Source organism: uncultured Tateyamaria sp. (assembly GCF_947504105.1).
Lineage (GTDB): Bacteria > Pseudomonadota > Alphaproteobacteria > Rhodobacterales > Rhodobacteraceae > Tateyamaria.
This window is the reverse complement of sequence record NZ_CANNGP010000034.1, coordinates 23,594-45,645: the sequence shown is the minus strand read 5'-3', so window position 1 is coordinate 45,645 and position 22,052 is coordinate 23,594. Positions and strand designations below refer to the sequence as shown.

The 22,052-nt window shown below is 59.0% G+C and carries 22 protein-coding genes; 10 read left to right on the top strand and 12 right to left on the bottom strand.

Features of this window, described 5'->3' with window-relative positions; translation table 11 throughout:
• Positions 1 to 546: 546 nt before the first annotated feature.
• The 3 genes from Q1A75_RS17880 to Q1A75_RS17870 form a co-directional block, all read right to left on the bottom strand.
• Positions 547 to 1,317 carry an NlpC/P60 family protein gene (locus Q1A75_RS17880; protein ID WP_299553629.1) on the bottom strand — a complete coding sequence of 257 codons (771 nt, stop codon included), beginning with the start codon at positions 1,315 to 1,317 and terminating at the stop codon, positions 547 to 549.
• Positions 1,314 to 2,684: a M17 family metallopeptidase gene (locus Q1A75_RS17875; protein ID WP_299553625.1), complete on the bottom strand. Its 1,371-nt coding sequence runs from the start codon at positions 2,682 to 2,684 to the stop codon at positions 1,314 to 1,316. The genes Q1A75_RS17880 and Q1A75_RS17875 overlap by 4 nt, the downstream gene beginning before the upstream one ends.
• Before the next feature lie 76 nt (positions 2,685 to 2,760).
• Positions 2,761 to 3,141, bottom strand: a complete 381-nt coding sequence (locus tag Q1A75_RS17870) for a hypothetical protein (RefSeq protein WP_299553622.1) — start codon at positions 3,139 to 3,141, stop codon at positions 2,761 to 2,763.
• A 173-nt stretch (positions 3,142 to 3,314) separates the two neighbouring features.
• Here Q1A75_RS17870 and Q1A75_RS17865 point away from each other — a divergent pair, with 173 nt between their 5' ends.
• The 3 genes from Q1A75_RS17865 to Q1A75_RS17855 are packed head-to-tail and all read left to right on the top strand — an operon-like array spanning position 3,315 to position 5,283.
• Positions 3,315 to 3,965, top strand: coding sequence for a carbonic anhydrase (locus Q1A75_RS17865; RefSeq protein WP_299553620.1), 651 nt, complete (start codon positions 3,315 to 3,317; stop codon positions 3,963 to 3,965).
• Between the two features lie 24 nt (positions 3,966 to 3,989).
• A complete protein-coding gene (locus Q1A75_RS17860) occupies positions 3,990 to 4,967 on the top strand; it encodes a sodium-dependent bicarbonate transport family permease (protein ID WP_299553617.1) in 978 nt (325 codons plus the stop codon).
• 4 nt (positions 4,968 to 4,971) lie between these two features.
• Complete coding sequence (locus tag Q1A75_RS17855) at positions 4,972 to 5,283, top strand: transcriptional regulator (protein WP_299553614.1); 312 nt, start codon at positions 4,972 to 4,974, stop codon at positions 5,281 to 5,283.
• Between the two features lie 550 nt (positions 5,284 to 5,833).
• On the opposite strand, the gene Q1A75_RS17850 is transcribed toward Q1A75_RS17855, so the two are convergent.
• From Q1A75_RS17850 to Q1A75_RS17840, 3 genes are all read right to left on the bottom strand, one after another.
• Positions 5,834 to 7,447 (bottom strand): DUF4139 domain-containing protein, encoded by a 1,614-nt coding sequence (locus tag Q1A75_RS17850; protein WP_299553611.1) that lies wholly within the window; start codon positions 7,445 to 7,447, stop codon positions 5,834 to 5,836.
• A 97-nt stretch (positions 7,448 to 7,544) separates the two neighbouring features.
• A complete protein-coding gene (locus Q1A75_RS17845) occupies positions 7,545 to 8,567 on the bottom strand; it encodes an aspartate-semialdehyde dehydrogenase (protein ID WP_299553607.1) in 1,023 nt (340 codons plus the stop codon).
• A gap of 63 nt (positions 8,568 to 8,630) precedes the next feature.
• Positions 8,631 to 9,803: an MFS transporter gene (locus Q1A75_RS17840; protein WP_299553604.1), complete on the bottom strand. Its 1,173-nt coding sequence runs from the start codon at positions 9,801 to 9,803 to the stop codon at positions 8,631 to 8,633.
• A gap of 105 nt (positions 9,804 to 9,908) precedes the next feature.
• On the opposite strand from Q1A75_RS17840, the gene Q1A75_RS17835 reads away from it, so the two are divergent.
• On the top strand, positions 9,909 to 11,042 hold the full coding sequence (locus tag Q1A75_RS17835; RefSeq protein WP_299553601.1) for a DUF3095 domain-containing protein: 1,134 nt from the start codon (positions 9,909 to 9,911) through the stop codon (positions 11,040 to 11,042).
• Here the strand turns inward: Q1A75_RS17835 and Q1A75_RS17830 are convergent.
• The 3 genes from Q1A75_RS17830 to Q1A75_RS17820 all read right to left on the bottom strand — a co-directional run bounded on the left by Q1A75_RS17830 (position 11,039) and on the right by Q1A75_RS17820 (position 12,914).
• On the bottom strand, positions 11,039 to 11,806 hold the full coding sequence (locus tag Q1A75_RS17830) for an HpcH/HpaI aldolase/citrate lyase family protein (protein ID WP_299553598.1): 768 nt from the start codon (positions 11,804 to 11,806) through the stop codon (positions 11,039 to 11,041). The genes Q1A75_RS17835 and Q1A75_RS17830 overlap by 4 nt on opposite strands.
• A gap of 150 nt (positions 11,807 to 11,956) precedes the next feature.
• Positions 11,957 to 12,661 (bottom strand): hypothetical protein, encoded by a 705-nt coding sequence (locus Q1A75_RS17825; protein ID WP_299553595.1) that lies wholly within the window; start codon positions 12,659 to 12,661, stop codon positions 11,957 to 11,959.
• Positions 12,633 to 12,914 carry a hypothetical protein gene (locus Q1A75_RS17820; protein ID WP_299553592.1) on the bottom strand — a complete coding sequence of 94 codons (282 nt, stop codon included), beginning with the start codon at positions 12,912 to 12,914 and terminating at the stop codon, positions 12,633 to 12,635. Before Q1A75_RS17820 ends, Q1A75_RS17825 begins: the two co-directional genes overlap by 29 nt.
• A gap of 174 nt (positions 12,915 to 13,088) precedes the next feature.
• Here Q1A75_RS17820 and Q1A75_RS17815 point away from each other — a divergent pair, with 174 nt between their 5' ends.
• The 4 genes from Q1A75_RS17815 (at position 13,089) to Q1A75_RS17800 (ending at position 17,004) form a co-directional block, all read left to right on the top strand.
• A complete protein-coding gene (locus tag Q1A75_RS17815; RefSeq protein WP_299553590.1) occupies positions 13,089 to 13,538 on the top strand; it encodes a hypothetical protein in 450 nt (149 codons plus the stop codon).
• 174 nt (positions 13,539 to 13,712) lie between these two features.
• On the top strand, positions 13,713 to 14,327 hold the full coding sequence (locus Q1A75_RS17810; protein ID WP_299553587.1) for a ribonuclease HII: 615 nt from the start codon (positions 13,713 to 13,715) through the stop codon (positions 14,325 to 14,327).
• A gap of 87 nt (positions 14,328 to 14,414) precedes the next feature.
• Positions 14,415 to 15,515 carry a site-specific DNA-methyltransferase gene (locus Q1A75_RS17805; RefSeq protein ID WP_299553584.1) on the top strand — a complete coding sequence of 367 codons (1,101 nt, stop codon included), beginning with the start codon at positions 14,415 to 14,417 and terminating at the stop codon, positions 15,513 to 15,515.
• 136 nt (positions 15,516 to 15,651) lie between these two features.
• Entirely contained in the window at positions 15,652 to 17,004 is a 1,353-nt protein-coding gene (locus tag Q1A75_RS17800; protein ID WP_299553581.1) for an adenylate/guanylate cyclase domain-containing protein, read from the top strand.
• 12 nt (positions 17,005 to 17,016) lie between these two features.
• Here the strand turns inward: Q1A75_RS17800 and Q1A75_RS17795 are convergent, their stop codons facing one another.
• From Q1A75_RS17795 to mutY, 3 genes are all read right to left on the bottom strand, one after another.
• On the bottom strand, positions 17,017 to 18,288 hold the full coding sequence (locus Q1A75_RS17795; RefSeq protein WP_299553578.1) for a hypothetical protein: 1,272 nt from the start codon (positions 18,286 to 18,288) through the stop codon (positions 17,017 to 17,019).
• Between the two features lie 102 nt (positions 18,289 to 18,390).
• Entirely contained in the window at positions 18,391 to 19,527 is a 1,137-nt protein-coding gene (locus Q1A75_RS17790) for an alkane 1-monooxygenase (RefSeq protein ID WP_299553575.1), read from the bottom strand.
• Positions 19,528 to 19,610: 83 nt separating this feature from the next.
• Positions 19,611 to 20,654 carry an A/G-specific adenine glycosylase gene (gene mutY, locus Q1A75_RS17785; RefSeq protein WP_299553572.1) on the bottom strand — a complete coding sequence of 348 codons (1,044 nt, stop codon included), beginning with the start codon at positions 20,652 to 20,654 and terminating at the stop codon, positions 19,611 to 19,613.
• Positions 20,655 to 20,736: 82 nt separating this feature from the next.
• Here mutY and Q1A75_RS17780 point away from each other — a divergent pair, with 82 nt between their 5' ends.
• Both Q1A75_RS17780 and Q1A75_RS17775 read left to right on the top strand, forming a co-directional pair.
• The gene (locus Q1A75_RS17780; RefSeq protein ID WP_299553569.1) at positions 20,737 to 21,258 is read left to right on the top strand and encodes a DciA family protein; all 522 of its coding nucleotides are present in this window, start codon (positions 20,737 to 20,739) and stop codon (positions 21,256 to 21,258) included.
• Positions 21,255 to 21,953, top strand: coding sequence for a DsbA family protein (locus tag Q1A75_RS17775; protein WP_299553566.1), 699 nt, complete (start codon positions 21,255 to 21,257; stop codon positions 21,951 to 21,953). Before Q1A75_RS17780 ends, Q1A75_RS17775 begins: the two co-directional genes overlap by 4 nt.
• Positions 21,954 to 22,052 lie beyond the last annotated feature (99 nt).

The window sequence follows — 22,052 nt, the reverse complement described above, 5'->3', positions numbered from 1 at the left end:
TCACGCAAAAGCCGCAGAATACCTTCATCCGAATACCGTTTCCGCGCCATAAATCCTGTCCCCAAAACTAAGATAACCTGCCAAAAAATTGTACAGTGGAAGGTAGCGACGGGTTTGCAAAGTCCGAAAAGCAAGATGAAATGATCAGGCCCCTCAAAAGCATTCAGCATAGGCGTGAAGATATCCCGACGATATCAGACAATGGGCACTTATGGAAACACGCCCTAAAAAGATTGAATCTGGTCCATCTTGGGCCAGTGCCCCCTAACCAAAACTTGTGCGCCGAAAATCCTTGACAAAACTAGGCTTGATTTTAGCGCCTGTTCTGGCCGCGCTTGGAAACCGGACCTTCGTCCACAACGCAGCATTCGGTGTTTTGGATCCACAGTCAGCTTTAGCCGCGTTTTGCATCAACGGCGGCTTTGTAGAATCCACAAGGGCATCGAGTATTCCGATATGTGGGGTCTCCAAGCTCAATGCCCTTGCTACCGTTGCTCCCGGATGTTGACCGAAGGTCCACGGTGGATATTTCTGGTCAGAAGAAGTTTAGGGACGTTTGTGGCCAGTGAGATCGCCGCCCCCTTTTTGTCCGATGCGTGTGATTGCAGTTGCGATGGGTTCCTCGACAACTGACATGTGGAAGGCGTTGGCATGGATCATGTGTGTGTTGCCGGTCACAAGCGCGACGTGCCCTTTCCAGAAGAGTAGGTCGCCGGGTGCGTACTGCCCGGCGGCGTCTTCAAAAGCTGTCTCTTGCTGGTCACTGTCGCTTGGGCATAGTGTGCCTGCCGTGGTCAAAGCGATCTGTGTGAGGCCTGAGCAGTCGATGCCAGTGCGCGTATTGCCGCCCCAGAGGTAGGGCGTTCCAAGAAAGAGGCGGGCCGTTTCAATTGCGTCAGCGGTGTAGGGCAACGGTGTGAGCTGTGACTTTGGCACGTGGCCAAAGGTGGTTTCGATGAAGTCAGGCATCTCAGACCAGGCAGTGAGCTTTGTTCCGAATGTCAGGCTGGCCGTTTCCGGGGATTTGATGTTGGCGTCTGAGTAGGCGTGTCCGGCAGGTGTTGTAACGACATGGGTGGGGTTGGTGATGGGCCCGACCGCAGCAGTGGGCACGAAGCCGACATACCCATCGAGATCGGCGCGGACATAGGCATGGTCATCGCTGTTTCCGAGAACGGTAAGTGTGGCACCACCAATCAGTTGGCGGTCACGAGGGCCGTTTGGACTTGCCAGTAAATCCACGTGGGGCACGATGATTTGCCCAGGCCTAGTGCCGTCCACGAGACGTGGATCGGGTGTGGTCCTGCGGTCGGTCATAGGCCCAGCATGTCTGGCAGGGCGGCAAAGAGGGCGCGTGTGCCTTGTCCTACACCGCCCTTCGGCCGGGCTGGGGCATCGCTGGGTTGCCAGCCATAGATGTCAAAATGCATGTAGCGGTTTTGCTCAACAAAGCGACGTAGGAAGAGGGCTGCGGTGATGGACCCGGCAAACCCACCCTTTGGCGCGTTATCTAGGTCCGCGATGCCCGGTTCGATCATGGCTTCGTAAGGCGTGTGGAATGGCATGCGCCAGACCGGGTCGGCGGTGGCGGACGCTGCTGTTTCCAGCGCTGCGGCAAGTTTGGCGTCGTCGACGTAATATGGCGCAAGATCGGGGCCGACCGCGACGCGGGCCGCCCCTGTGAGCGTCGCCATCGAAATAATGAGGTCGGGATTGTCTTCGTCCGCTAGGGCCAGTGCGTCGGCCAGAACCAACCGCCCTTCCGCATCGGTGTTGTTGATTTCAACCGTAAGTCCCTTGCGGCTGGTCAGGATGTCTTGCGGACGAAAGGCGTTACCAGCCACCGAATTCTCAACCGCCGGGATCAGGACGCGTAGCTGGACGTCCATCCTCGTGGCCATGATCATGTGTGCAAGGCCCAGCACGGCAGCGGATCCGCCCATGTCCTTTTTCATCAGCCCCATGGATGCGCCAGGTTTCAGGTTCAGACCGCCGGTGTCAAAACACACGCCCTTGCCCACCAAGGTAAGTTTAGGGCCGGTGCCGCCCCATCGCATGTCGACGAGGCGCGGTGCGCGGTCTGCGGCACGGCCCACGGTGTGGATCATGGGAAAATTCTGGGTCAGCAGGTCATCGCCGACAGTGACCGCTATGTCTGCGCCGAAGGCAGATGCGAGGTTTCGAGCAGCTTGTTCAAGGTCGGGTGGCCCCATGTCGGAGGCAGGTGTGTTGATGAGTGTGCGACTGAGCGCCTCACCGTTGGCTATCGCCTCGACCCGCGTAGCGTCGATGCCTTCAGGTGCAACAAGGCGCGCGCCCATCGGGGCCTGGTCCTTGTACCGGTCGAACCGGTAGCCAGCCAACAACCACCCAAGTGTTTCGGTTGCGAGCGCGTCCGCATCAAGATCCGAGACAAGGGTGTAGGTGCCTGCCGGCAGTTTGACGGCTCCGGCGGCCAGGTGAAAACGGCCCCGCGCCCGTGTGTGTTCGTTGCCGTAGCCAACGATAGCACCTGCATCGTCTGGCAGAAGCAGTGTCTGACCAATCGCGCCCTTGAAACCGTGGGTCGCGGCCCAATCCTGGATCGTTTGCGATTGCTTTGCCAACCATTCCGGGGCCGCCGTATCGTCAACAAGATGAACCGGGCGGGTTGCGGAATCCGGCGTGGCAAAGCTGAGTGTCATGGTGGTGAAGGTCCTGCGTGACGTACCACGCAAAGCCTAGACTGTTTGGTTGCCGCCGCAAGTGGCTGCACCAACATCACAACGTGATGTTTTGCAGATCCCAGATTGCGCTCAATGATCCTTCGCCGGTGCGCATAAGGCGGCCAAGTGTGGCGGCCAGTGCCACCTGATCCCGTGCCTTGGCGCAAGAGACGACATCGCCGGCCACTTGTGCCAGCACATCCATACCGATCTGATCTGCAATCGCGATCATGGATTTGGCAGCGCGCCGCAGATCGTCCAGTTCACCCTTGCGATACAGCCGATCGCAATGTGCCATGCGCAGCGCCAACTCCTCCATCGCCCGGCATACGACATCTTCGGCATTGGCTGGGTCCATTTCCCCATAAAGCGCATTCAGGCGGTCGTGATTGACCTGCACGGCTTCGTGCAGCTGAATTTGTGTTACTGTCGACAAAATGTCACCTCTACTCACCCAAAAGTCGGTCTGCCCCCACGGCTTGATCCGGTTATGGGTCAAAGACCCTTCCCAAATCGTTATGCCGGGTCGGTCTTTTCGCTCGAATTTGCCTCGAAATCGGGCTAATCACCCCGCCAGACAACCAAAGACACGATAAACCGGGGACGCACATGCACAGGATGAAGCCGCTTCCGACCTTCCTTTTAAAGCGGTATCAGGGCTGGAAGGCCACGACTTATGAAGAGAACAGCGCGTGGTACAAGCGGCTGGCGACCGAAGGGCAGCGTCCGCGCGCCATGGTTATATCGTGTTGTGACAGCCGGGTGAACGTGACGTCGATCTTTGGCGCGGATCAGGGCGAGTTTTTTATCCACCGTAATATTGCAAACCTTGTCCCGCCTTACGAGCCGGACGGCGATCACCATGGCACGTCGGCGGCTGTTGAGTACGCGGTGAACGTGCTGCAGGTCGCGCATCTTGTGGTACTGGGTCACTCCCGCTGCGGCGGTGTTCAAGGCTGTATCGACATGTGCGAGGGCCGTGCGCCCGAGCTTGAAGAAAAAGAGAGCTTTGTGGGCCGCTGGATGGATATTTTACGTCCAAAGTTCCCCGAAGTGGCTGATATGTCGGTGCCCGAGGACAAGGCGCAGCGTCTTGAGCAGCTGGCCGTTGTCACGTCCATGGAAAACCTGATGACCTTCCCCTTTGTCGAAGACCGGGTAAACAACGGCTCGCTCAGTGTGCATGGTCTTTGGACTGATATTGCCGAGGGCGGGCTTAAGCAATTTATGGGCAAAACGCTCGACTTCCAACCGGTGTAATCCGCGTCACCCGAGGGGACAGATTTGGATCAGATCCTGAGTCTTGCGGCAACAAACCTGTTGTCGCCCATCATCCTGAGTTTCGCGCTGGGGGTGGCTGCGTCACTGGCCCGGTCTGACCTGAACATCCCCGAAGCCGTCGCCAAGGGCATGTCGATCTACCTGCTCTTTGCCATTGGCTTCAAAGGTGGGGTGAGCGTGGCCGATCATGGCATTGACGGAACGCTGGCAGCGTCGCTGCTGGCTGGGATCATTTTGTCGGCGGCCTTGCCAATTGTTGCCTTTGGCCTGTTGCAGGTGATGGGCAACCTCAGTCGCCTGGATGCGGCGGCGGTAGCGGCGCATTATGGCTCGATTTCGATTGTGACCTTCGTGGCGGCGTCATCCGTGCTGGATGGCAGTGGAATTGCGTCCGAAGGGTACATGGTGGCCGTCGCTGCAGCGATGGAGGCGCCTGCCATCCTGTCTGCCCTGTGGCTGATCTCGCGCGGTGGGGACAATCGGCGGATGGACCCTGAATTGCTGCGTGAGATCATGTTGAACGGATCCATTGTTTTGCTTGTGGGTAGCTTTTTCATTGGTTGGATCACGGACATCGACGGGTTGGCCAAGATCGAGGCGTTTATCGTGTCACCGTTTCAGGGCGTGTTGTGCCTGTTCCTGCTTGATATGGGGCTAGTCGCGGGTCGTGGTTTGCGCGGTGGCTCGGGGGTGTTGAAGCCTGGTGTCCTGACCTTTGGCGTTGTCATGCCGCTGGTCGGGGCGACCATTGGTTGCCTCGCCGGGCTTTTGCTGGGTGTCAGCACGGGCGGCGTGGCCCTGTTCATGGTGCTGTCCGCCTCGGCCAGTTACATCGCTGTCCCTGCGGCCATGCGTGTGGCCCTGCCAGAGGCGAACCCGTCAATCTACCTGACCCTATCGCTGGGGGTCACGTTCCCATTCAACCTGACGCTGGGTATTCCGATCTATGTTGCCGTGGCCAGCGCGCTGACCGGAGGATAAACCCATGCAGACGCACAAGGCGAAACGCGTTGCCATTATCATCGAGCAGGTGATGCAAAGCCGTCTGACCGATGCCATGGCGGACGCAGGTGTGACCGGGTGGACTGTACTGCCGGTTCTTGGTGGATCTGGCCAATCCGGTACATGGAGCCGTGAAGGCCAAGTCGGTCGTGGCACGGGTATGGTACAAGTGATTTGCGTGATCCGCCCAGACCGGCTGGACGCACTTCTGGAGGCGGCTTTCGCCGTGGTGGACCGACATATGGGGATCGTCACTGTTGGCGATTGCGAAGTGCTGCGGGCCGAGCGGTTCTGAAAAAAGGGCGATGTCTCCCACTGGATGCACCGCCCAAACCACTCGTTACCTCACTCTTCCACGCGCCACTCACCCATTCACTGGTTCCTTCACCGCGTAGAAGTTTCGCGTCGACGGCTGACAAATGGCCGCTGCCGTCGCTGTTATGATGTGCTTGCAAAAGGCCAGAGCCATCGCATTTGCCGGTCAGAAGATTTGACCATGGCGTCCTGCCATCAACCCGTGCAACGTCGGTAGCTCGTTGCTGCGGGCAGGCGCGCTTTTGCATCGCCGCATTTGCAGGAAAAGTGCAACCAAGGTTGTGACATCCTGCGTGGTACTGGACCCGTAGGCCCCTATATGCTGCGAGTGTCCCAAAGCGAAATTACCGTTTCCTTTCTGGGAACCAGCATTATCCAGAAAGTGTCTTTGATCCTACTAAAAGTGAACAAGATCAAATAATTAGACGGCGCACCACTTGGCTAAATTTCAACATATCCCGGGCAAGCCACCAGTTTCCCGGTGGGCTCCGACTTTGTTGTTGAGAAGAGGCGAGGTGCCGTGAGTCGCTCTAGCGCAGCACCTTGTCCTCGGGCCAGGTGAGCCTGGTGTTGATCGAGATGCCCAGCGTTTTGCCCGCGGGTACTGACAACTGCCATTCGAGAATGCCCCGCTGATCATCCACGGCGCTGCTGTCTGGTGTGGGGAAAGCGGACCAGTCGATCACAAGATCCTCCTGTTCCGAAAAAGGTACCGCGTCGCGCAAGGCCACATCCCATGCCTGGTCGGTCAGGTTCTCAACCTCAATCCGTACGTTCTCGGTTTCTTCGTTCGAGCGAGTGATGATGCCGCGATCTCCCTCATTGCGGTCCAGGACTGCCCGTGTCAGCCGCAGGCCATCGATGCGACCAAAGAAGATGTCGGCTTCGGCATTTGGTGGCAGGGCGCTGACTTGGGTGCTGCCGACAAGCTGGCCGTCTACATAGAGCAATGCGCGCCCCGGCAGCAGGAGTTCACCGCTTGTATTTGTGATCTTTGTCAGTCGGAATGCGGTTTCGTCAAAGCGCGGAATGGCGCGTGCGCTGAGCGTCGCGTCCATGGTGAGTGTGTCGAACGCGATTTGCAGGTCCTCGCTGCGCGCCTTGATCGTGACGGGGGCTGGCAGTGCGTACGTCACGCCAATACCCTCGAAATTGGCTGCTGCTGTCTCTTCGGCGACTACGGGTGCTTCGATGATGGGTTCGGTCCTGCCCATCGCACTGTCGGATTGTAGCCGTAACAAGTCGCGTTTTTGCTGCACCGGGTCTTCGATCCGACGCAGCTGTGGCCACAGCTGGCTTGGCTCGGCTTGGGCAAAGGGTTCGAGCGTGGAGAGCGTGAGCTGGATGTCGGTCCAGTCCTCGTTCGTGAACTGCGAGATGACCGCACTACGCGCAATGGAGAGCGATGTGTTGTCCACCAGATCAAAGGCATAGACCGGTGCCCATGATACGCCGCCGGTGATGTAGGACAGATCGAGGATCGCTTCGACTGGTTGCGGGACGTTGACATTCAGCGCCAAGGTGGCAGGTGCTGTGTTGGTGGGCGTTGCTGCATCGAGGGCAGCCTGAGCCTCGGCGACCGAAAACTCAAGGTCGGGACGGTCCTTTCGTAATTGTCGCGCTTCGGCTTCGGCGTTGCGCATGGCCGCGCGGGCGGCAGTGCCATCGCTGGCGATCAGTTGCCCAATGGCCCGCAGGTTATTCACATCGGTGGCTGCGTCATCCGGGACAGTCAGACCGTTCAGGAACTGGATTTGATCCTGCGCCGCTTGGGCCGAGGCCAGCGCCAGCGCAATGCGGTCGTCCAATGCCGCCAATGCCTCTGTCGCCGCGTCCAGCGTCGATTTGGCTGCCAGCCATTCTGGTGTGCGTGGCGCTCGGTAGGGGCCATCCGGTCTGGCCGCCCAGCTGCGCGAGGTGATGGCGGCGCCTGTCAGGCGAATATCCATCGCCTCAAGCGACAGAGACGGGTCCATGTCGCGCAGTTCGAGCGTGTGCTGTCCTGCGGGCAGCGCAATTGTTGCGTTTCGGGATACGAGAGCCCCTTGGGCGTAAACCGTGGCAGCGACGGGTGGTGCTTGCACCGCAAACGTATCCGCGAAGGTGGGCAGAGGCAGCAGGACGAGGATCAGGGCGAGACGCATGAAGGTACCTTTGGTTGGTTGCCCACAGTCTGCATTGCGCAAGCCAAAAGAAAAGGGGCCGATTGGCCCCTTGTTCCCCGCAATATACGTTTTGGCTTCAGCCCTTTTTCAGAATCCGTGTGCCCAGCACTTCGGCAATCTGCACGGCGTTCAGGGCAGCACCCTTGCGCAGGTTGTCCGAAACGCACCAGAAGTTCAGGCCGTTGTCGATTGTGCTGTCTTGCCGGAGGCGGCTGATGAACGTGGCAAAGTCACCCACGCATTCCACCGGCGTGACGTAGCCACCGTCCTCGCGCTTGTCGATCACCATGATCCCGGGCGCTTCGCGCAAGATGTCGCGGGCTTCGTCTTCGTCGAGGAAATCCTCTGTCTCGATATTCACCGCTTCTGAGTGGCCAACGAACACGGGCACCCGCACGCAAGTGGCTGTGACCTTGATCGACGGATCAATGATCTTTTTCGTCTCGGCGACCATCTTCCACTCTTCCTTGGTCGAGCCGTCATCCATGAAGCTGTCGATGTGCGGGATCACGTTGAAGGCGATCTGCTTGGTGAACTTGGCGGGTTCTACATCGGTAGTGGGGTTGTAGACGGCTTTGGTCTGGTCCCACAGCTCATCCATGCCGGCAGCACCAGCACCGGACACGGATTGGTAAGTGCTGACCACCACGCGCTTGATCTTGGCGCGATCATGCAACGGCTTCAGTGCCACAACCATTTGGGCTGTCGAGCAGTTGGGATTGGCGATGATGTTCTTCTTCGCATAGCCCTCGATCGCGTCGGCGTTCACTTCGGGCACGATCAGCGGCACATCAGGGTCGTAGCGGTAGAGCGACGAGTTATCGATGACCACGCAGCCAGCCTTGGCCGCAACGGGCGCGTATTTCTTGGTCGCATCCGAGCCGATGGCAAAGAGCGCAATATCCCAGCCCGTGAAGTCGAACGTGTCCAGGTCCTTCGTCGTCAATGTCTGCTCCCCAAAGGACACTTCCGTGCCCAGCGAACGGCGGCTTGCCAGCGCAGCGAGTTCGTCCACGGGAAACTGGCGCTCGGCCAGGATGTTCAGCATTTCGCGGCCCACGTTACCGGTGGCGCCCGCGACGACGACACGATACCCCATAATCGACTCCTTTTCGGGTAGGTGCGTGGCCCTTACACCCATTGTCAGTGGGGGGGAAGGGTATCAGTCGGCGGAGTCACGGCTTAGTGCATAGATGGCCACACCTATCGCGAGGGCGATGGCGAAAAAGCCGAAGATCGCGATGTAAGGGGCGGTTGGGTCGCCGCCCGTTGTGGCCGTGTGGATACGACCCGAGATGGTTTGCATGACGCCGACGCCGCCTATTCCAAACAGGTTCATCAGGGTGACCCCACGCCCAGTGAGGTGCGGGGGAAAGAAGCTGCGGGCGTGGGCAATGATGACGGGGAAGGACGCGCCGAGTGCGCCTATGGCGGCGAAGAGTATGATCGACGTCCATGGGCCAGCGTCGATCCAGAAGATCACCAGGGCCAGAATTGCGACCGTCAGGGCATTGCCTGTGAAGACGATCCACTTGCGGGTTCCAAAAATTCGGTCGAGCGGACCATATGCAATTGTGCCGAGGATCATGGCGAGGCTCATCACAAGCGTGGCAATCCCGATCTGGGCCGTGGTCTGGTCGAACACGTCGCGCAGGTAGGGTCCGATCCATAGGCCACGCACGGCGGCGACGGGAGCGTAGTTGACGAACATGATCGGGATGATGAACCACAGGACGGGCATGCGCAGCAGGTCGAACAAGGATCCATTGCCCGCCGCGTCGGCCTTGGACGGGTCGCGGACGGAAAGCAGCACCCCGATTGCGACAATGGCTGTGACGCCTGCGAGCGCCCACATGCTGAGCCGCCAGCCCATTGTGTCGACTGCAAAAGCCATGGGATAGCTGGAGATCAGGTTGCCGATGGTGCCGATCCCGATCATCAGTGCCGCCAGCGTGGCGAAGCGCCCCGGGTCAAACTCGCGTGCGAAGATGTAGAAACTGGCCATCAGCACGGGTGAACAACCGATGCCGATCAGGGCCATCGCGGCGTGGATATAGATCGGTCCTTGGGCCACGGCAAAAAGGGCCGCACCCCCCGCACCACCGATCAGGAAAAGCCAGCCGCCTGTGCGTCGTGGCCCGACCGTGTCTAGCGCCTTACCGACGGGGAGTTGCATGAGAGCGAAGGCGAGGAACCAGTAACCAGAGGCTGTGGCCAGTACGTCGGGCGTAATGCCAAGTTCTACCTCGAGCGGGCCGGTCAGCACGGCCAGGAAGGCGCGAAAGAACTGACTGAGCACATAGGCCAGCGCCAGCAGGATCAATCCGGTTTGCATGGGGTCTCCGTTCCTTGGACCCTGCGTGGCATGAGGCGGAGGCACGTGCAAGTGACATTGTGTGGGGGCGGCCCCGTGTTAGGGTCCGTGTGGAAGGGGAATGGAATGTTCTACGATGACCTGCCGCGGCTGACGGCCTTTGATGATGTGGCCGACCTCAGCCGCTACACACCGCTGCCGGATGACTGGGTTGTGGGGGTCTCTGATATCGTAGGGTCCACGGATGCGGTGGCGGCCGGCAAGTACAAGACAGTGAACATGATCGGGGCGGCAGTCATTTCTGCCCAGATCAACGCGGCGGGTGGCCGAGCGTTTCCATATGTGTTTGGCGGGGATGGTGCTGCCTTTGCCCATCCACCACAGTTCGCGGATGAAGCTGGGCAGGCGCTGGCCGCCGTGCAGATCTGGGCGCAGGCGGAGTTCAACATGGGCCTGCGTGTTGGTCTTTATTCCGTTGCTGACATACGCGCTGCAGGACCTGAGGTGGCCGTAGCCCGCTATGCCGTATCGGACGGCATAGACTATGCGATGTTTGCGGGCGGGGGGGTCAGTTGGGCCGAGGCGGAGATGAAAGCGGGGGCGGAGACGGTGCCCTCTGTCCCCGCGGGGACAAAACCTGATCTGACCGGGCTGAGCTGTCGTTGGAGCCACATGAAGGCGCGCAACGGGACCATCCTGTCGCTACTCTTGTCCCCAGTAGACGGCGTTGACGCGTTGCGCTTTGGTGCGGTGGTTGAAGCTGTGTTGGCAGAGGTTGCGCATCTGGAGAGGGGTGGGCACCCCGCCCCGCCGGAGGGACCGGGAACGGACTGGCCACCTGTTGGTGCGACGCTTGAAGCGCATGCGAGCCATGGTGGTAAAGGCGTGAAGGCGGCGCGGCGGCAGGTCTTGTTCGAAACGTTGATTGCGTGGATCTTGATCAAGACTGGGATCAAGCTGGGCGGATTCGATCCAACGTATTATCGCAAGACTGTCGGTGCCAATGCTGATTTCCGCAAATTCGATGACGGGCTGAAGATGACCATTGATTGCGATGCTGGCACGGTGTCACGTCTGCGCACTGTGCTGGACGAGGCGCGGACCGATGGCGTGGCGCGGTACGGGATTCACACGCAGGACGAAGCGATGATGACCTGCATCGTGCCGTCTATCATGGACGACACGCATGTGCATTTCATAGACGGGGCTGCGGGTGGCTACACGCAAGCGTCGGTTGGGTTGAAGGCGGCCACACCCTAGCGCGTCCAACGCTGCGCCAGCTCGCGCAGGCTTTTGGCAAGCATTAAAAGATCGAGCCCCGTGGCCACGAAGCGTGCGCCCCAGTCAAGTGCGTCCCGCGTGAATTCGGGTGTCGTCGTAAGAATTCCAGGCGCCTTCCCCGCCGCTTCGATCCGGGCGATGGCCCCCTTGATCGTGGCCTGAACATCAGGGTGCGTGAGGTGGCCCATGTGCCCCATGTCTGCCGACAGGTCGGCAGGGCCGATGAACACACCGTCAATGCCGTCGACTGCGAGGATGTCGTCGAGATTCGCGATGCCCGCGCGGTTTTCGACCTGGATCAGAAGGCAGATTTGCTCATCTGCGGTGGGGCCGTAGTCCGTGATCGCGCCGAACCGGCTGCACCGTGCCCCGGAATACCCGACACCGCGCCCGCCTGTGGGTGGGTAGCGGACGTCATGCACCAGTTGACGGGCCTGTTCGGCAGTTTCAACCATCGGCACAAGTACGGTTTGGGCGCCTGCATCAAGAACCTGCTTGATGATCCAGGTTTCACCGATCGGCACGCGAACGGCTGCGTGGCTGTCGGACGCTTGCAGTGCCATGAGTTGCATCCGCATTCTCGAGATATCATAGGGCGTGTGTTCGCCGTCAATCAGGAGCCAGTCGAACCCTGCGGTGCCCGCGATTTCGGTGGCAAGCGGATCGCCTAATGACAGCCAGCAGCCGATGACAGTCTCGCCGTTTTTCAAGGCGGATTTGAATGTGTTATGTGGGGCCGGCATGGGTGATCTCCTTCTTTCGGTGCACCCTAGACCCGAGGTTGCGCATTTGGCCACTGTCGAAATGCGGCGCGTGCGCGCCACGCGAGTCAATACATCCGCTTCCAGCAGATGGGTTTGCTTCCGGCGACTGTCTGTTTGGTGAAATGAAGGTCAAAGGACCTTGATCACATCCTTTTCCACCGCGAGCATGTAGCCGCGCCGCGCGATGTTCTTGACCAGAAGTTCGCTGACGATCTGGTTACCAAGTGTATCGCGCAGGCGTTTGATGCGTGTGGCACCTGCTGCCTCCTCGCAATCGGCGGCGGATCGACCCGAGATCACACCTTCAATTTCTGACCCTGAGAGCACATCGTCGTCCATGCGGGCTTCGGCCAGCACGGACATGGTTTCCATGGCCGCGTCTGTCAGCTTGAAGCCAAGGTTGTTGAGGTAGACGGTGTTTTCTTCGCGGCTGATGAGCAGCGAGTTGACCTGGATGCCAACCCGTTCAATCTGGGCCATACGGCGGTTGAAGCCCACCAGCAGGATCACGAAGACAAGGGCCGCGATCATCATGGCGGTGGCGAAGACAAGAAGCACGAAAATCACCAATCGGTAGCTGGCCAGCGTGTCAGCAAAGGCTGTGCCGGATTGTGCGAGAATCTCCAGCAGTTTGATTTCGGCCTGACTGGTGAGGTCGGCGTTTTCGATGAACATGCGTTCGACGCGGGCATCAAAGGCACCCGCGTCCGGCAGGGTGAGGAAGAGAAGGGCTGCAGCGAGAACCAGCAAAACGAGGATGCCCGCGATGCCAAGGGTGACGAGCCTGCTGCCCGTGCGCCGCATGTCAGAAGCGGAGGTAGTATTGTCCTGCACTGGCTTTCCTTTGATCGAGACCTTCGGGGCCGAATACAGATTGAACCTGCAGCAATGTCCAGCCTTGCGCCGCGAGCCGTGATCTGAGTTGTTGTGTGGCGTTCCCGGCGCTGCACGCGCCAGAAACCTGCGCCACACCATAGTGTAGACGCAGGGGGTTGTCCTGTTTGGCCTTGTAGTCGGCAAAGCACTGGGCCTGTGCGGCCCCGGCCAGCGCCAATGAAAAGGCGATAGATATGGCGATCTTTTTCATAGTCCCAACCTGCGCCGAGTTGTGCAGATATTCAATAACATCAGGGGACTGAGATGTCTGATATTCGATAGCGTGGGGGCGTTATTGCCTGTCTGAGGGAGGTGGATCCAAGTTTGACCCAGCGCAGATGCTGCTTGGTCTGCCCCAGTCACGTTACCTTGGAAAGGACGCCCCATGACACTTCGTATTCACCGTCAGTTCATTGGCACTGTTGCTGCTGCCGCCATTGCCATAACCGGTTTCACCGCCGTTCCCGCTCGGGCGGGAGATGATGAGGTTGGAGCGGCGCTTGCCGCCTTGCTGGGCCTGGCAATCGTCGGAGCCGTCATTCACGAAAAGAAAAAGGACCGACGTGAGCGTCATACCGTGCACACCCCTGTGCATCCAAAACCATTGCCCAAACGCGTGAACCGAAAGCTGTTGCCACAGAAATGCCTGCGCAGCTTACATACGGATCGCGGACACCGCCGCATCTTTGGGCAGCGCTGCCTGAACAACCACTACAAGTTCACGCGCAGCCTGCCCGCAGCCTGCCATCGTGACGTTTACACGAACCGGGGCTGGCGTGGTGGATACGGGGCCCGATGCCTGAGCCGTCATGGATATCAGTTGGCCCGTCGTTAAGAACGGGCGGATGGGCCATGCCCCCATGGTCCACCTTGCAAAGGGCGGTGTTCGGGCACCGCCCTTTTTTATTGCGTCGCCTTGCGGCGACACGTGATGTTTGCACTTTCTTCCAGAAAGTGCGTTTTGTGCCTCCGGCGGTCGTATTTTTGATCAGAAGAATCGGGTGAGGTAGTGCCAGATTTTGAATTTGAAGCGCGTATTGGTGGACGTGTGGCGGGGGTGGATGAGGTTGGTCGGGGGCCGTTGGCCGGGCCGGTGACGGCGGCGGCTGTGGTCTTGGACCCACGAGCCATTCCCGAGGGGCTGGACGATTCAAAGAAGTTATCCGTTCGCAAACGTGAGGCAGTGTTGGATGCTATCCTTGGATCTGCGGATGTATCGGTTGCGCATGCCTCCGTCCGGGAGATCGAGGAATTGAACATTTTACGCGCCTCGCATCTGGCGATGGAGCGTGCCGTGGCCGGACTGCGACTGCGTCCGGATCATGCGTTGATTGATGGGACCATGTTGCCGCTCGGATTGTCGGTTCCGGCCACGCCCATTGTGCGTGGGGACGCCCGTTCGCTGAGTATCGCTGCGGCCTCAATTGTGGCCAAAATATGTCGCGATCGGATCATGGTGGATTTGGCGCAACAGCATCCCGGTTATGGCTGGGAGACGAACATGGGTTATCCGGCAAAAAACCACAGGTTGGCGTTGGAAAATCTTGGGGTAACCCCACACCATAGACGAACCTTCAAACCCGTCCACAATATCTTGTATCAAGAAAAAATCGTAAGCTCCTGATTCAAAAAAGAATTTGACGGCGAATCGGGTATGACTCACATTGGCTGCAACCAATGAGCGCACAAAGCGCCGGGACAGAGGCAGACGATGACGAAACATGTAAAGGGCGCCGACGCGCTTCCCTTGAACCAGATTATTGCGGGTGACTGCATTGATGTGATGAACAGCCTGCCTGCGGGTTCTGTTGACCTGATCTTTGCCGATCCGCCCTACAATTTGCAGCTCAAGGGCGAGCTGCACCGCCCGGACAACTCCAAGGTCGATGCGGTGGATGATCATTGGGATCAGTTCAATTCGTTTCGTGCCTATGACGAGTTTACCACGGCTTGGTTGAAAGCCGCGCGCCGCCTGCTGAAGCCCAATGGAGCTATCTGGGTCATTGGCAGTTACCACAACATCTTCCGTGTGGGGGCCTCTCTGCAGAACGAAGGGTTTTGGATTCTGAATGATGTGGTGTGGCGCAAGTCCAACCCGATGCCGAACTTCCGAGGCAAGCGCTTTACCAATGCCCACGAGACGATGATCTGGGCGGGCAAGGACGAGAACAGCAAATACACCTTCAACTACGAAGCGCTAAAGGCCCTGAACGAAGGTATCCAGATGCGCAGCGACTGGGTCTTGCCCATTTGTACGGGCCACGAGCGCCTGAAGGATGAGGCGGGGGACAAGGCACACCCGACGCAGAAACCAGAAAGCCTACTGCACCGTGTGCTGGTCGGATCGACCAACCCGGGTGATGTCGTCCTGGATCCGTTCTTTGGCACCGGCACAACCGGTGCTGTTGCCAAGATGCTGGGCCGGGAATTCATCGGGATTGAGCGTGAAGCCGCTTATCGCAAAGTGGCTGAGAAACGCATCGCATCCGTGCGCAAGTTCGACAAGGAAGCGTTGTCTGTCTCCGCCTCCAAGCGCGCGGAGCCGCGCGTGCCCTTCGGCCAGTTGGTTGAACGCGGCATGCTGCGTCCGGGCGAAGAGCTGTATTCCATGAACAAGCGTCACAAGGCCAAGGTCCGTGCGGATGGCACGTTGATTGGTGACGATATCAAGGGATCGATCCACCAGGTCGGCGCGCATCTCGAAGGCGCGCCCAGCTGCAACGGCTGGACCTATTGGTGCTTCAAGCGCGAGGGCAAGGTTGTGCCGATCGACGTCCTGCGCCAGCAGATCCGGTTGGAGCTGCACGACTAATCTACGAAACACCGCCAGGTGCCTGCGGCCTTATCAAGGCCCAAAAGGGGCACTGCACCTATGCCCCGCCTTTTTGGCGGGGCTTTTTTGTTAATGTGCTTTACATTGGAGGTGGCAATCGAAGAGGGCAGATAGAATGGTCGATGTGAGCGCCACCGTAGTGACTGCAGGCCGCGCTGATCGCGACGATGAAATTCCCGGGCATCGACATGCGCGGGAGGCACTGGAACGCAACAAGCGTGAAGGCATGGATTTGGCCGTAAAGGCCCGGACCGGTGCGCTGTCGGTCACGGCCATCATGCTTGTATTTCTGAACCCTAACTGGGATGTGCTGTGGTACCAGTTCCTTTTATTTTGCCTTGTGCTTGTGGGATTTGCACAACGGCGCGTCGGCCGTGTCGGGCAGTCGCGAGCCGAGCTGGCATTGCTGTTTTTGGATCTGCTCTTGATGACCCTGACCTTGCTGGTGCCGAACCCGCTGCAGGACGATCCGATGCCGACGGCTTTGATCTACAATTTTGAGGTATTCCAATACTTCTTCATTATCTTGGCGGCTGGCGTGCTGACATATTCGTGGCGCACCATCATTGCTATTGGGAACTGGACAATGGCCTTGTGGCTTTTGGGGACGCTTTGCGTATGGTGGTTTGGCAGGACGTTTCCAGAACTGTCCGACGCGGCAGGGCAGATGTTTCCCGACCACCCTGATCTGGCCCGCGCCTTTGATCCGAACAATGTGAATTGGGATCTGCGTTTTCAGCAGGTTGTAGTGTTTCTTGTTGTTGCGGTGATCCTGGCCGTTGCGGTGCGGCGATATCAGAACCTTGTTCTGGACAGCGCCGAGATGGCGCGCGAGCGCACCAATCTGGCGCGCTACTTCTCACCCTCCATGGTCGAGGAACTGTCGACCAAGGATGAGCCGCTGGGCCAGATTCGCAGCCACGATGCGGCGGTGCTGTTTGTCGATATTGTGGGTTTCACCACCTATGCTGACGGACGCCCGGCCCAAGAGGTGATCGAGACCTTGCGGGCCTTCCACACCCGCATGGAGAGCGAGGTTTTTGCCCATGGGGGCACGCTCGACAAGTATCTGGGAGACGGGTTGATGGCGACGTTTGGCACGCCTCTGCCGTCACAGGATGATGCGGCCCGTGCGGTGGCCTGTGTGCATGCGATGGCGGACCGCATGGATGCACTGAACGTTGATCGCCGTGCAGAGGGCTTGCCAGAAATCGACGCGCGCTTCGGCCTGCACTACGGACCTGTGGTTCTTGGTGACATCGGTGCCAACCGGCTGGAATTTGCGGTTCTAGGCGACACTGTGAACGTTGCAAACCGGTTGGAGGCAATGACGCGAGCCCTGGGCGTGCGCGCCATCATTAGCGACGCAACCATCTCGGCGGCGGGGGGCTCCAGCGGCGTCCGCCGTGCACCGGATCAGGTTGTCCGCGGCGTGGCCGAGATGCTACCGGTGTGGGTGCTAGATTAGAGTTGCAGGGCTCTATTCCGGCTCAGTGATCTTTGCGCCCTTGGCGCCAAGATGAACGTGGCAGCCGCGCATGATTTCTCCCTCAAACGTCTCTGCAAGGAGGTAGCGCAGATCGGTTGCACTGCACAGCGTCGTCCAGATATCTGGAAAAACGACGCCTAACCCCTGTCTGACAAGGCTATGAAAAGTCTTTTTCACCTCTTCTCGTTTGCTCAGGATTGCGTCGGTTTCCTCGGCACCGGTTATGGAGTGGCTTTTGCAACCGATGGAATAAAGCCGTTTGCAGATCAGATTGCACAATACATCTGGATCAGGTGCCATCTGGATCAGGTCGAGAACACCTTCGCGCACCAAAGTCATGTCAACATACGCCAGTGTTTCTTCATCGGTGTCCAATGCTTGCAGGAAAAATGCGGCGTAGCCAGCGGCGCCGTAGCGGGAATGGGTTTGGGCATAGATGAGCTGTGCCGTTTCACGCATAAAGCCGTAATCGCCGTACCACCGAGGGAGCAGGTGTATTCCCAAGCGCGAGAACCTGGCCAAATCGGTTGGATCCAAAGCCCCCCATTGGTCCACCGCACCTATCAATTCCTGTGCGTCTGCATCGCCGCCGATCATTGTCTGGTACTGTATTTCGGCGACAAGTTGCGCGTTCAGAGCCGTTGCATCAAGATGCGCAACGCATGCGCGCGCGCTTTCCAGATGGGTTGTAAACTTGTCCATTGGGCCGCTGCCCGTGAAGTCAGCGAAATTGTGACCACGTTCCCGCCAGCCAACGCTCAGGTGCATGGATGCTGCCAAGCAAGCGAGGCCATAGCTGTCGGGATAAGCCAGTGCAGCCTCTGTGAACGGCGTGACAGGATTGGCATCGGTTGTTCGATTGAACTGTGTTGGACCATCTGCCAATGCAGTATGTTGCAGGTGCGCCAACAGCATGCGGTTCAGTCGATTACCGGAAGGAAGCGGGGCGCGCGCTTGATCGTGGCTTTCGATCAAGTGGCCTACATCCCTCCATTTTCTTTCGGCAATGAGCGCCATGACATGATCATGTTCCGATTTGACATGCTGTGCGTCCGGATCGCCATCGAGGACGTCGAACGTAAAAGCAGATTTAAGTTCGTCATCGGTCAACATGTTGATCGAGCTTTCGTGCGCCATGCTCGACACGGCTGCGCGCATTGCTCCGAAGATCGCCATCGGCAGGAGAAGAATGTTCAGAAGGACGCGCACCGGATAGGGCAAGCGCGCGTGTATGAAGGAATACCAATAAGATATTTGCTGCAACGTAACCGTCCTGCATCGCCAATACGATCAGCTATGCTGTACCCGTTTGGCGGGAGGACGGCGCAAATGCGGCTTCCTGATGACGCCAATTGGCGTTGGGTTCTAACGCGGTAGCGGGTTTGCCGCTTTGTTATACGCCGCCCAATCTGTGATTTCCGGATAGTACATGTCGCGCCACTTCTGCACGCGCGGGTTCATCACCCGTTTCCAGACACCGGGCATCATCGCGGCAATGGTCATCACAGGGTAGCCGTAAGGCAACTGTGGCGCGTCGGCTTCGGTGTAGTTTTGCAACACGGGAAAGCGGCGGTCAGGCTTGTAGTGGTGATCCGAGTGCCGCTGCAGGTTAATCAGCAACCAGTTCGATGCCCTGTGTGCGGCGTTCCACGAATGGCGCGGTTGTACGTGCTCGTACTTGCCATCGCCCAGATGTTTGCGCGTCAGGCCGTAGTGTTCGATGTAGTTGACCAGTTCAAGCTGCCAGATGGCGGCGCCCGCTTGCAGGATGAACAGACCCACACCCGCCCAGCCGCCAAGCGCAAAGGCCAGCAGGAAGCACACCAGTTGCAGGTAGGCGTATTTCCAGAACGGGTTTGAGCTGTCGGTGGCGGGCAGGTCCTTGCGTGCCAACATCGCCTTCTCCGCGTTCCACGCAGACAGGAAGCACTGTTTTAGAACGCGTGGGTAGAACCGGTAGAAGCTTTCGTTCATGCGGGCTGTCACTGGGTCGCGTGGGGTAGCGACATAGCGGTGGTGCACCAACAGGTGTTCGGATCGGAAGTGGGAATACAGCACCATGGCCAAGAGCGCATCGCCCAGCCAGCGTTCGAGCTTGTTCTTCTGGTGCATCAGCTCGTGACTATAGTTGATCCCGACGGTGCCGGTAATGACGCCCACGCCAAAGAAGATCGCCAGTTTTTCGAGCGTGTTGAGGTGGTCTGCCGGGGAGACGTAAGCGATCAGGCCGAACAGCATCAGGAATTGCGCGGGCACCCATGCAGTTGTGATCATCCGGTACCAGAACAGGTCATCTTCAGTTGCTTCAAGATCTGCATTGTCGGTGTTCAGACCCACCGCCAAATCGAGGATCGAGAACATGTACCATGTCACCACAGGCAAAAGGATAACAGTCCAGCCACCGTAGATGGCGCTGGTGATCGCCAGTGGGATCAGCAGGAAAGACAGGGCGAAGGGCAGGGCGTTCTGCACCTTGGCGACAGTATCCGGCGGGAGTGTCATGCTTGGTGGTCCTTGAGTTGCGCGCATCACAGCTTAGAGACAAACATGGGTTCCTGCCAAGCGTGACGCGACGCCGCCTATCGTCACTTCTGCGCCAGATCGAAGGCTTTGCGCATTACAGTTGGAAGGTCGGAGGGCCGGAATTTGTCTCGCGGAATGTAATATCCGCGCTCAGGTTCTGCGTGGTCGACCTTGGCAACCATTACGTCAAGGATCAGATGAAAGTGGGTGAAGGTATGTCGGACCTCGCCCTCCAGCTTGGCCCAATCGGTTTCAAGCGGCGCGTTCTGGGGGCGCGGTTCGGACGTGTCCACCCAATCAGATCCCGGCCAACCCATCATGCCCCCCAACAACCCTTTGTCGGGCCGCGTTTCGACCAACCACGCACCGTCAGCGCGCCGGGCAAGATAAACGGTGCCATGGCGGATCGGTTTGGCTTTCTTCGGGGCTTTCTTGGGCAGTTCGGCCGCTGTACCGGCCACCCGCGCCCTGCACGGATCGCGCCATGGGCAGATGCCACAGGCCGGGGATTTGGGCGTGCAGATGGTAGCGCCCAGATCCATCACCGCCTGGGCGTGGTCGCCGGGGCGGTCTTGCGGTGTCAGGCTGTCTGCGTGCTCGGTCAGGATCGGTTTGGAGACCGGCAGGGGGGTGTGCTCATCGAACATGCGCGCCATGACCCGTTCCACGTTGCCATCCACAACAACATGTCGCAGGTCGAAAGCGATCGAAGCGATCGCGGCGGCTGTATAGGGACCGATGCCCGGCAGTTTGAGCAGGGCTGCGTGGTCCGCAGGAAACTTGCCACCGTGATCAGCGACAACTGCCCGGGCGCATTTCAGCAGGTTGCGGGCGCGGGCATAGTATCCAAGTCCTGCCCATTCGCCCATGACCTCTGCATCCTCGGCTGCGGCAAGGTGGGCCACCGTGGGCCAGCGCGCGATGAACCGTTTGAAGTACTCGGTGACGGCGGCAACAGTGGTTTGTTGCAGCATGATCTCGGACATCCAGACGGCATAGGGGTCCGGACACGCGCCCGCTTTCTTGTCTGCCGGGCCGACCCGCCACGGCATCTTGCGGGCGTGGATATCGTACCAGTCCAGAAGTTCATTGCTGAGGTCACGCAAGAGTTATGGCTCTCCTATTGAGATTGCTGGTGATCACGCCTTGATCCGCTATGATCACGAGTGAGTGACAGGGAACATAGCCATGGCCATGCGGCGTGCCAGTACAAAAGGGTTCAAACGGACAGCATCTTTGCTGACCGGTCGGATTCGGCAAGCCAGTGAAAGCCGGGGCTTTGCCCAAAGCCGCCTGCTAACGGACTGGGCAGAGGTGGCCGGGGCAGACGTGGCCGCCATCGCCCGCCCGGTCGAGGTCAGCTATGGCTGCGGAGGTGTCGGTGCGACGTTGACCTTGCTGACCACGGGTGCGCAAGCGCCGATGCTTGAGATGCAGAAGGACCAGCTGCGTCAACGTGTGAACGCGGTTTATGGCTACAATGCCATCTCGCGCATTCGGATCACACAGACTGCCGCCACGGGCTTCGCCGAGGGCGAGGTTGCGTTTGAGCATCGTCCGAAAAACACAACACCCATAGAGCCGGCGCCGGAGATGACGCAAGCCGCGTCCCATGTGGTTGCGCCTGTCGAAGACGAAACATTGCGCGCGGCCCTAGAACGGCTTGGCGCACATATCCTCACAAAAGAAAAACAAGGAACACCCTCATGAACCGTATCGTTGCCATCCTCGCCGTTGTTGTCGGTGTCGGTGGGTACTTCCTGTATAGTTCGATGCAATCCAGCGGGTCGAGTGCGCAGGAACAGGCGCAGGCCGAGCGCTTGCTTGGTGCCGCCAATGCGCAGGAAGCATCGGATGACATCGACACATCGTCGGTGGTCGAGATGCAGCTTGGTAACCCGGACGCGCCCGTGACCGTGATCGAATATGCCAGCTACACCTGTCCGCACTGCGCCAGCTTCCATGCCGGTGCCTACAAGCAGCTCAAGTCTGACTATATCGACACGGGCAAGATCAACTTCATCTACCGAGAGGTGTATTTCGACCGGTTCGGTCTTTGGGCCTCGGCTATTGCCCGCTGTGCGGGGACACCTGAAACCTTCTTTGGCGTTACAGATATGTTGTATGCTGGCCAGTCCGAATGGGCGCGCGCCGGTGGCGGTGATCCGGCCCAGATCGCCGACGAGTTGCGCAAGATCGGTCGTCTGGCTGGCCTATCGGGGGACGCGCTTGAGGCTTGTCTGACGGATGCCGACAACCTTCGCACGCTGGTTGGATGGTATCAGCAGAACGCGGCTGAAGATGGCATCAACTCGACCCCGAGCTTTGTCATCAACGGGACCAAGTACAACAACATGGCCTATCCCGAGATGTCCCGCCTGATCGACGAGGCGGCGGGCAGCTGATCTGATGGACAGCACCCGGCCTGATAGCCGGGTGCTACGCTTCTTGCATTTGTAGACTGGACGCGCTGACGCGCGGCATGATGCTGTCCATCCGCGTCC

Bases quoted from the DNA above. Each gene is read 5' to 3' on its own strand.
- Q1A75_RS17865 (WP_299553620.1), top strand. From the start codon at position 3,315: ATGCACAGGATGAAGCCGCTTCCGACCTTCCTTTTAAAGCGGTATCAG.
- Q1A75_RS17875 (WP_299553625.1), bottom strand. From the start codon at position 2,684: ATGACACTCAGCTTTGCCACGCCGGATTCCGCAACCCGCCCGGTTCAT.
- Q1A75_RS17855 (WP_299553614.1), top strand. From the start codon at position 4,972: ATGCAGACGCACAAGGCGAAACGCGTTGCCATTATCATCGAGCAGGTG.
- Q1A75_RS17820 (WP_299553592.1), bottom strand. From the start codon at position 12,914: ATGAAAAAGATCGCCATATCTATCGCCTTTTCATTGGCGCTGGCCGGG.
- Q1A75_RS17845 (WP_299553607.1), bottom strand. From the start codon at position 8,567: ATGGGGTATCGTGTCGTCGTCGCGGGCGCCACCGGTAACGTGGGCCGC.
- Q1A75_RS17830 (WP_299553598.1), bottom strand. From the start codon at position 11,806: ATGCCGGCCCCACATAACACATTCAAATCCGCCTTGAAAAACGGCGAG.
- Q1A75_RS17790 (WP_299553575.1), bottom strand. From the start codon at position 19,527: ATGACACTCCCGCCGGATACTGTCGCCAAGGTGCAGAACGCCCTGCCC.
- Q1A75_RS17835 (WP_299553601.1), top strand. From the start codon at position 9,909: ATGTTCTACGATGACCTGCCGCGGCTGACGGCCTTTGATGATGTGGCC.
- Q1A75_RS17775 (WP_299553566.1), top strand. From the start codon at position 21,255: ATGAACCGTATCGTTGCCATCCTCGCCGTTGTTGTCGGTGTCGGTGGG.
- Q1A75_RS17815 (WP_299553590.1), top strand. From the start codon at position 13,089: ATGACACTTCGTATTCACCGTCAGTTCATTGGCACTGTTGCTGCTGCC.
- Q1A75_RS17850 (WP_299553611.1), bottom strand. From the start codon at position 7,447: ATGCGTCTCGCCCTGATCCTCGTCCTGCTGCCTCTGCCCACCTTCGCG.
- Q1A75_RS17780 (WP_299553569.1), top strand. From the start codon at position 20,737: ATGGCCATGCGGCGTGCCAGTACAAAAGGGTTCAAACGGACAGCATCT.
- Q1A75_RS17840 (WP_299553604.1), bottom strand. From the start codon at position 9,803: ATGCAAACCGGATTGATCCTGCTGGCGCTGGCCTATGTGCTCAGTCAG.
- Q1A75_RS17880 (WP_299553629.1), bottom strand. From the start codon at position 1,317: ATGACCGACCGCAGGACCACACCCGATCCACGTCTCGTGGACGGCACT.
- Q1A75_RS17805 (WP_299553584.1), top strand. From the start codon at position 14,415: ATGACGAAACATGTAAAGGGCGCCGACGCGCTTCCCTTGAACCAGATT.
- Q1A75_RS17800 (WP_299553581.1), top strand. From the start codon at position 15,652: ATGGTCGATGTGAGCGCCACCGTAGTGACTGCAGGCCGCGCTGATCGC.